Source organism: Kitasatospora sp. NPDC059722, from assembly GCF_042733235.1.
Classification (GTDB): domain Bacteria; phylum Actinomycetota; class Actinomycetes; order Streptomycetales; family Streptomycetaceae; genus Kitasatospora.
This window is the reverse complement of the sequence record NZ_JBHWGD010000051.1, coordinates 42,986-51,156: the sequence shown is the minus strand read 5'-3', so window position 1 is coordinate 51,156 and position 8,171 is coordinate 42,986. Positions and strand designations below refer to the sequence as shown.

At 74.1% G+C, this 8,171-nt stretch carries 7 protein-coding genes; 2 read left to right on the top strand and 5 right to left on the bottom strand.

The features are described 5' to 3' along the window. Window positions 1–118: 118 nt before the first annotated feature. Window positions 119–994 carry a sulfurtransferase gene (locus ACFV4F_RS28350; protein WP_380439554.1) on the bottom strand — a complete coding sequence of 292 codons (876 nt, stop codon included), beginning with the start codon at window positions 992–994 and terminating at the stop codon, window positions 119–121. A gap of 165 nt (window positions 995–1,159) precedes the next feature. Here ACFV4F_RS28350 and ACFV4F_RS28345 point away from each other — a divergent pair, with 165 nt between their 5' ends. Then, complete coding sequence (locus tag ACFV4F_RS28345) at window positions 1,160–1,900, top strand: VOC family protein (RefSeq protein ID WP_380497529.1); 741 nt, start codon at window positions 1,160–1,162, stop codon at window positions 1,898–1,900. Between the two features lie 22 nt (window positions 1,901–1,922). Here the strand turns inward: ACFV4F_RS28345 and ACFV4F_RS28340 are convergent, their stop codons facing one another. The 4 genes from ACFV4F_RS28340 to ACFV4F_RS28325 form a co-directional block, all read right to left on the bottom strand. Then, a complete protein-coding gene (locus tag ACFV4F_RS28340; protein ID WP_380439552.1) occupies window positions 1,923–2,579 on the bottom strand; it encodes a thymidine kinase in 657 nt (218 codons plus the stop codon). A gap of 88 nt (window positions 2,580–2,667) precedes the next feature. Continuing rightward, a complete protein-coding gene (locus tag ACFV4F_RS28335) occupies window positions 2,668–3,855 on the bottom strand; it encodes an alkaline phosphatase family protein (protein WP_380439550.1) in 1,188 nt (395 codons plus the stop codon). Window positions 3,856–3,997: 142 nt separating this feature from the next. After that, on the bottom strand, window positions 3,998–4,597 hold the full coding sequence (locus ACFV4F_RS28330) for a DUF5998 family protein (RefSeq protein WP_380439548.1): 600 nt from the start codon (window positions 4,595–4,597) through the stop codon (window positions 3,998–4,000). Between the two features lie 92 nt (window positions 4,598–4,689). Then, the gene (locus ACFV4F_RS28325; RefSeq protein WP_380506588.1) at window positions 4,690–7,539 is read right to left on the bottom strand and encodes a GNAT family N-acetyltransferase; all 2,850 of its coding nucleotides are present in this window, start codon (window positions 7,537–7,539) and stop codon (window positions 4,690–4,692) included. Window positions 7,540–7,768: 229 nt separating this feature from the next. On the opposite strand from ACFV4F_RS28325, the gene ACFV4F_RS28320 reads away from it, so the two are divergent. Beyond that, window positions 7,769–8,050, top strand: a complete 282-nt coding sequence (locus ACFV4F_RS28320) for an HPr family phosphocarrier protein (RefSeq protein WP_359964780.1) — start codon at window positions 7,769–7,771, stop codon at window positions 8,048–8,050. The last annotated feature ends 121 nt before the right edge of the window (window positions 8,051–8,171 follow it).

The window sequence follows — 8,171 nt, the reverse complement described above, 5'->3', positions numbered from 1 at the left end:
TCCCCCCACACCCCCCGCGCCCCCCCCCCCCCAGATCACACCCCCCCCCCCCCCCCCCCCCCGCCGGCGCCCGCCCCCCCCCCCCCGCCCCTTCCGTGCGCCCGCGGGCGCGGGACGCTCAGCCCGGCTGCTCCGTGACCGCCACCGGACGGCTCGCGTCACTCGACCACTCGCTCCACGACCCCGGGTACAGCGTGGCCGGCACGCCCGCCACCTCCAGTGCCAGGACCTGGTGCGCCGCCGTCACCCCCGACCCGCAGTACACGGCCGTCTCCCGCTCCCCCGCGCCCAGCGCGCGGAACCGCTCGGCCAGCTCCGCGGCCGGCCGGAACCGCCCGTCCGCGCCGACGTTCTCGGTGGTCGGCGCCGACACCGCGCCCGGGACGTGCCCCGCGCGCGGGTCGACCGGCTCCGTCTCGCCCCGGTAGCGCTCTCCCGACCGGGCGTCCAGCAGCAGGCCGCTGCGCGCCCACGCCGCCGCGCCGTCCCCGTCGATCGTCGGCATCTTGCCCGGGACGGGCTTGAAGTCGCCCTCCTCCTCCGCCGGCACCTCGGCCGTCACCGGAAGCTTGGCCGCCGACCACGCCGCGTAACCGCCGTCCAGCACCCGCACGTCGCGGTGCCCGGCCCAGCGCAGCAGCCACCAGGCGCGGGCCGCCGACAGCGAGGGCCCGCCGTCGTACACCACGACCGGACGGTCGGCGCAGACACCGAAGCGGCGCATCGCGGCGCCGAACTCCTCCAGGTCCGGCAGGGGGTGGCGGCCCCCCTGGCCGGGAGCGCCGGGCGCGGCCGCGAGGTCCCGGTCCAGGTCGACGAAGTGCGCCCCCGGCAGGTGCCCGGCCCGGTACTCCTCCGCGGCCGTCGGGCCGCCCGCGGCCGCACCGACCAGCTGGTAGCGCACGTCCAGCAGCACCGGCGGACGCGACGAGGCGAGCGCCTCCCGCAGCCCGGCCGCGGAGATCAGCGGGGAACCGTCGTTGTAGGTGGTCATGCGGGCCATTGTCGCGCAGCGCGGCCGAACCGCCGCTCTTTGTGCGGTCTTTGCCGGAATTTCCGCGCGGCCGAAGGGTTGGTCGCGCGCCGGAGTGGAAGCATCACCCTCGCGTGCGCGAATTCCGTGCGCCAACCGCCCGTGAGGAGGCCCGCATTGCCCGCGGTGAAACTCCGGCTCGCCCAGGGCACGCCCTGCTGGGTCAGCCTGCTGACCGACGACCTGGCCGGTGCCCGAGCGTTCTACGGCGACCTGCTCGGCTGGAGCTACTCCCCCGGGCCGGCCCAACTCGGCGACTACGTCCGGGCCGAGCTCGACGGCGAACCGGTCGCCGGCCTCGGTGTCTCCAGCGCCACCGGCTTCCCGGTGCAGTGGACCACCTACTTCGCCGTGGACAGCGCCGACTCCGCCGCCCAGCTCGTGCGCGAGTGCGGCGGCACCGTCGCCGTCGGGCCCCTCCAGGCCGAACGCGCCGGACGGATGGCCATCGCCGCCGACGTCTCCGGCGCCGTCTTCGGCCTGTGGCAGGGCGAGGAGCACGTCGGCCGCGAGGCCGGACCCGAACCCGGCGGCCCCGCGTGGGCCGAACTGCTCACCACCGACGCCGAGGGCTCCGCCGCGTTCTACGCCACCGTCCTCGGCCGCACCCTCCGGCCCGGCGCCGACGAATCCGCGCTGCTCGTGCAGGGCCGGCCGGTCGCCGGCATCCGGCACGGCGCCGAACTGCGCGGCCACCCGCCCCGCTGGCGGATCCACTTCGCCGTCCGTGACGCCGCGCTCACCGCCCGGCGCGCCACCGAACTCGGCGGCCGGGTCCTGGTCGAGCCGCACGACACCGCGCGCGGCCGGGCCGCCCGGCTGGCCGACCCGCAGGGCGGGCACTTCTCCGTCCTGGAACCCCGCTAGGAACGACGGCCCGGGACCGGCCTCACGACTGGGACTGCTCGAAGGGGAGCACGTCCGGGGAGAGCACCGAGGCACGGGCGGTCGCCGCGGTCAGGCGACGGCGGTGGTGCCGGCGGCACAGCACCTCGTAGCCCACCTCGTCCTCCTTCACCGAGATGTCGCCGATCACGACCTGCGCGCCCTCGACGACCATCACGCCGCCGACCGTCCGCGCGTTGTGGGTGGCCCGCGCGCCGCACCAGCACAGCGCCTCCACCTGCAGCACCTCGACCCGGTCGGCCAGCTCGATCAGCCGCTGCGAGCCCGGGAAGAGCCGGGTGCGGAAGTCCGTCGTGATCCCGAACGTGTAGACGTCGATGTCGAGTTCGTCCACCACCCGGGCCAGCTGGTCGACCTGCCCGGCCGCGAAGAACTGGGCCTCGTCGCAGATCAGGTAGTCCACCCGGCCGCCGGCCGACAGCCGCTGCACCACGTGCGCGTGGAAGTCGAAGTCGTCGGTCACCTCGACCGCCTCGGCGCGCAGGCCGAGCCGGCTGGAGATGGTCGCCGCGCCGGCCCGGTCGTGGCGGGTCAGGATGACCCCCTGCCGGCCGCGGGCGGTGTGGTTGTGGTCCATCTGCAGCGCCAGCGTCGACTTGCCGCAGTCCATCGTGCCCGAGAAGAACACCAGTTCAGCCATGGGTGGAGCAAAGGCCTTTCACATCAGGGGAGTTCGGGCACCGAGGAAGCGGTGGCAGCGGCGCTGCGGACGACATCGGCGGCACGGCTCAGGCGCGCACTTCGAGCAGCGGCACGAACTGCTCGACCGGGGTCATCGAGCCGTGCAGTCCGATCATCGCCGACTCGCCGGGCTCGTTGCGGGAGGCGATGATCGCGACGTCGTCCCGGGCCGCGGCGACCACGTCGCCGATCCGCGCGTACACGCGCTCGTCCACGACCGGGCCGAACCAGCCCGCCGCGATCGCCTCGTCCCTGGTCGCCACCCACATCCGGTCGCCGAGCACCTCGCTCCAGACCGTGTACACGTCCGCCGCGGCCCCCGGCACCGCGTACACGTGCCGGGCCCGGCCCTCGCCCCCCAGCAGGGCCACGCCCGCGCCGAGCTCCCAGTCCTCGTCGAAGTCGATCCGGTCCTCCGGCGCGATGTCGATCATGCCGTGGTCGGCCGTGACGTACATCGCCGAGCGCGGCGGCAGCCGCTCGGCCAGCCGGCGGGCCAGCCGGTCCACCGCGTCCAGGGTCATCCGCCACTCGTCCGAGTCCACGCCGAAGCGGTGGCCCGCGCCGTCCAGCTCACTGACGTACGTGTACACCAGCGCCCGGTCGTGCTCGGCCAGCCAGGCCGCGGCCCGGTCCATCCGCTCCTCGCCGGTGGTCCGGCCCATGAACGTGCCGCCGGACAGCGCCACCCTGGTCAGCGGGGTCTGCGCGAACAGCGGGGACGACACCTGCGCCGTCGCCACCCCGGCCGCGTGCGTCCGCTCGAAGACCGTCGGGTAGGGCTGCCAGGCCGCCGGGTCGGTCGGCGGCTGCCAGCGCAGCTGGTTCATCAGGTACCCGGCACCGGGGACCGCCACCGTGTAACCGGCCAGACCGTGCTGCCCCGGCGGGGTGCCGGTGCCCACCGACGCCAGCGAGGTCGCCGTCGTCGACGGGAACCCGGCCGTCAGCGGACGGCCCGAGCCGCCCATCGAACTGCCCGCCAGCGAGGACAGGAACGGCGCGTACTCGGGGTGGCGCAGCAGCAGCTCCCAGCCGAGGCCGTCGACCAGGAACACCACCACGCGGTCGGCCGGGGCGATCGGCAGCGTCGCCGAGAAGCCCTCGACACCCAGCCCCGCCGCGACCGAGGGCAGCAGGTCGCAGAGCGAACCGCTGCCGTAGGCGGGAGCGGGGGCGGTGGCGGGATCGAGGATCTCGAAGGCGTCGTAGCCGTCGGAAGGTGCGAAAGACATGGATCCGGTTTCGTGGCGGTCGGCGGCGCGGTGGGCGGCAGTCGTCCTGAGCGGGCAGTCGTTCCAGGCGGGCGGTCGTTCTACGCGGGCGGTCGTTCTACGCGAGCAGTCGTCCCGCGCGGGCGGTCAGGCGCGGCGGGGCTCAGGCCCGCGGGCCGTTGCTGACCGTCGCGTCCGACAGCGCCCGGGCGAACACCAGCGCCTGCGCGACCGTCTCCGGACCGTCGCCGGCCTCGCTCACCCGCAGTGACAGGTCGTCAGCCGTCGCCGAACCCGTGTAGCCGTGGTCGGCCTCGCAGTTCGGGTCCGAGCAGCCCGCCGGCTCCAGGTCCAGCCGCTGCACCGCGCCCCAGCCGATCGTCAGCACGACCTCGCGCGGCAGCGTGCCCGGCGTGTACGTCTCCGGGTTCGCCACCATCCGGCTCACCACGACCGAACCGATCCGGTCCAGCCGGACGCTCTCCGTGGACGTCGTCGCCAGCGGCACCGACGGGCCGGCGGCGTCCCCGGTCTGCTCGTCGGTGTGGCTCACCACGAACCGGGTCGGGGTCAGCACCAGCACGGTGACGTGCCGGCGCACCTCGTTGGCGTCGAACGTCGTCTCCTGGTGCACCAGGTACGAGCTGATCGGCTCCGGGCCAACCGCGGACTCCACCGCTTCGGACACCAGGGCCGGGTAGTAGCCACTGCGCTCGATCGCCGAGCGCAGGTCCTGAGTGGTGGTGGTACCGGTCTTCGCCATAACTCCATCCTGGCATGGTCCGCCGACGAAGCGGGCGGCGCGGCGCCGAGCTTCGGACAACAGCGCCCACGGGCAGGCGCAACCAAGGAAGGTTACAGGCTGCTCATGGCGCGCGGGCCCAGATCACTGCGGACGGGCAGGGGCGCGATGCGCACCCGCGCCCCCAGGATCGCCAGCCCGTGCGGGGCCACGACCACCGGTTCGAGATCCACCGACGCGACCTCCGGCAGATCGTCCACCAGCCGCGACACCCGCAGCAGCAGCTCCTCCAGCGCGCCCGTGTCCACCGCCTCCGCGCCCCGCCAGCCGAACAGCAGCGGAGCCGCCCGCACCTCCCGGATCAGCCCGGCGACATCCTGATCGGTGGCCGGAACCAGCCGGTGCGCGACATCGCCCAGCAGTTCGGCCGGCGCCCCCGCCAGACCGAAGGACAGGATCGCGCCCACCGCCGGATCGACCGTGGCGCCGATCACGGTGTCCACCCCGCGCGGCGCCAGCCGCTGCACCACCAGCTCGGCCTGCGCCGCCCCGCCGAGCAGGGCGTCCAGCTCGCGGTGGGCCCGGCGCAGGCCCGGCTCGCCGGTCAGGTCCAGGCGGACGCTGCCCAGGTCGGGGCGGTGGCGCAGGTGCGGGGCGGTCGCCTTCAGCGCCACCGGGTAACCCAGCGCCGACGCCGCCCGCACCGCCGTCCCCTCGTCCGGGGCGGGCAGGGTCGGCGAGACGTCGATGCCGTAGTGGGCCAGCAGCGCGCGGGTCTCCGCGTCGGGCAGCGTGATCCGGGCGCCGCCCGGCTGGGTACGGGCCGCGACCGCCGCGCGGGTGTTCAGCGCCGCGTCCACCAGCACGCGGGCCCCCGGCTCGTCGATCCGGTCCAGCTCCGGCACCCGGGCCGTCTCCTCCGCCTCCGCCATCCGGCGCCGCCACTGCCCGTAGTGCACGGCGTGGGCGAGGGCCCGCACCGCACGCTCCGGCGCCGCGAACGCCGGGATGCCACCCGGACGCAGCCGCAGCGGCAGATCGGTCAGCGCCAGGTGCGCCAGCACCAGCGGCTTGCCCAACTCCCGCGCCCGCTCACCGGCTTCGAGCAGCGCCGTGGCGATCTCCGGATCGTCCGAACCCATCTCCGGATCCTCCGGACCGGCCAGCCGGCCGCCCATGAACGCGTGCGCGGACGTGCCGATCGGCGGGATCGCGACGGCGATCACGGCGTCCACGGCGGGATCGGACAGGGCGACGTCCAGCGCGATCCGGAAGTTCTCGCCGGTCGCAGCGGTGGTCAGGTCCACGGGCGTACGGGGGCGCAGGCCCGCGCTCAGGCAGGCGTCGTACGTCAGCAGGCCCAGCGAGTCCGAATTGCCGACCACGGCGACCCGGTCCCCCGGCGGCAGCGGCTGCTGGACCAGCAGCTCACCGGTGTCGTACAACTCGGTGATCGTCTCCACCCGGGTGACCCCGGCCTGCTCGAACAGCGCGTCCACCGTCGCGTCGCGCAACCCCGTCGCCGTGGCCGGCACGGCGTGGCCCGGCGGCAGGCTCCCGGTGTGGCGCGCACCCTTCACGACGACCACCGGCTTCGCCGCGGCCAGACGGCGGGCGATCCGGGTGAACTTGCGCGGATTGCCGAACGACTCCAGGTAGAGCAGCACCACCTCGGTCGCGTCGTCCTCCGCCCAGTACTGCAGGAAGTCGTTGCCGGAGACGTCGGACCGGTTGCCGACCGACGCGAACGACGAGACGCCGAGCCCACGGCGGTGCGCGGCCTCCAGGAGCGCCACCCCGATCGCCCCGGACTGGCAGAAGATCCCGAAACCGCCGCGCCGCGGCAGGTGCGGCGCCAACGAGGCGTTCAACGGCTGCCCGGGATCGGTACTGATCAGACCGAAGGCGTTCGGACCGACCACCCGCATCCCCGCCGCACGGGCCTGCCGCACCAGCGCCCGCTGGCGGTCACGGCCCTCCGGGCCCGTCTCCGCGTACCCCGCCGTCACCACGACCAGGCCCTGCACCCCATGGGCGCCGCACTCGGCGACCGTCGCCGGCACCGCACTCTCGGGGACGGCGATCACGGCCAGGTCCACCGGATCCGGGACGTCCCGGATCGAGCGGTACACCGGGACACCGTCCAGCTCCGTCCCCGCCGGAGCCTTGCGGTTCACCGCGTACACGGGACGCAAGGCCTCCCCGTCCCCGCGCTTGCTCTCGAACTCGGCGTCGAACCCGCCCAGCAGATCCCGCAGCAGCGCCCGCCCCACCGTCTGCGGATTGCGCGAAACCCCGATCACCGCCACCGAACGCGGCGTGAGCAGCCGCTGCACCGAACGCGCCTCCGCACGATGCTCCCGCGCCCGCATCACCGCCAGCGAGCGGTCCGTCTGCTCCAGGTCGAACTCCAGGTGCACCACACCGTCCGCGAAACTCCGGTGCTGCGTGTAGCCGGCGTCCGTGAAGACCTTCACCATCTTCCGGTTCTCCGGCAGCACCTCCGCCTGGAAACGACGGATCCCCCGCTCCTGCGCCACCGCCGCGATGTGCTCCAGCAGCGCCGACGCCACCCCGCGGCCCTGATGCGCGTCCTGCACCAGGAACGCCACCTCGGCATCCGTCCCGGAGTCCGACGGACGGCCCTCGGCATCGATCCGGTCGTACCGCACCGTCGCGATGAAACGGTCCCGGACCACCACGGCCAGCGCCACCCGGTTCACGAAGTCGTGGTGCGTGAACCGGCGGACGTCCTTCTCCGAGAGCTTCGGATAAGGGGCGAAGAAACGGAAGTACTTCGACTGGTCCGAGACCTGCTCGTAGAACTCCACCAGCCGCCCGGCATCGGCGGGAGTGATCGGCCGGATCCGGGCCGTGCCGCCGTCGCGCAGCAGGATGTCGGCCTCCCAGTGCTGCGGATAGTCCGGATGCCCTGGGTGCTGCGCCGCCGCGGAGTCGTCCACGATCGTCAGGTTATCCGGCGGCGGGCCGAATGGCGCCCGGCGTGCACGCGCGGCAGGGTGGACAGGGCCACTGGCCGGGCCTTATGCCAGGAAAATGCCCCGAAAAGAAACAATCACAACTCCCGAACGCGGCGGCTCGCCGGGGTCGACTGCGTGCAACACTGGTCTAGACAACATGGCCGCTTCCCCGAGCCCGGCCGTGACCAGCTTCACCGGAAAGGCACGTCTCATGGCCGAGCGCCGCGTCACCATCGGTTGGGCCGAGGGCCTGCACGCCCGTCCCGCCTCCATCTTCGTCCGGGCCGTGACGGCCACCGGCGTGCCGATCACCATCGCCAAGCCCGGCGGCAACCCCGTCAACGCCGCCTCCATGCTCGGCCTGCTCGCCCTCGGCGCCCAGGGCGGCGAAGAGGTCATCCTCGCCACCGACGCCGAGAACGCCGACGAGGCCCTCGACCGCCTCGCCAAGCTCGTCGCCGAAGGCCTCGAAGAACTCCCCGCCGCCGCCTGAGCGGGCGTACGGACCAGCCCGAGAGGGGTTGGGGGGGGTGGGGGGGCGTCTACTGTCGGACGAGGCCGCACGGCGGTTTGCGGGCTGTGGAGACGGTCCGAGATATGTATGCGGGGTAAGA

Coding starts and splice junctions, on each gene's coding strand:
- ACFV4F_RS28350 (WP_380439554.1), bottom strand. CDS start 994: ATGACCACCTACAACGACGGTTCCCCGCTGATCTCCGCGGCCGGGCTG.
- ACFV4F_RS28340 (WP_380439552.1), bottom strand. CDS start 2,579: ATGGCTGAACTGGTGTTCTTCTCGGGCACGATGGACTGCGGCAAGTCG.
- ACFV4F_RS28335 (WP_380439550.1), bottom strand. CDS start 3,855: ATGTCTTTCGCACCTTCCGACGGCTACGACGCCTTCGAGATCCTCGAT.
- ACFV4F_RS28330 (WP_380439548.1), bottom strand. CDS start 4,597: ATGGCGAAGACCGGTACCACCACCACTCAGGACCTGCGCTCGGCGATC.
- ACFV4F_RS28320 (WP_359964780.1), top strand. CDS start 7,769: ATGGCCGAGCGCCGCGTCACCATCGGTTGGGCCGAGGGCCTGCACGCC.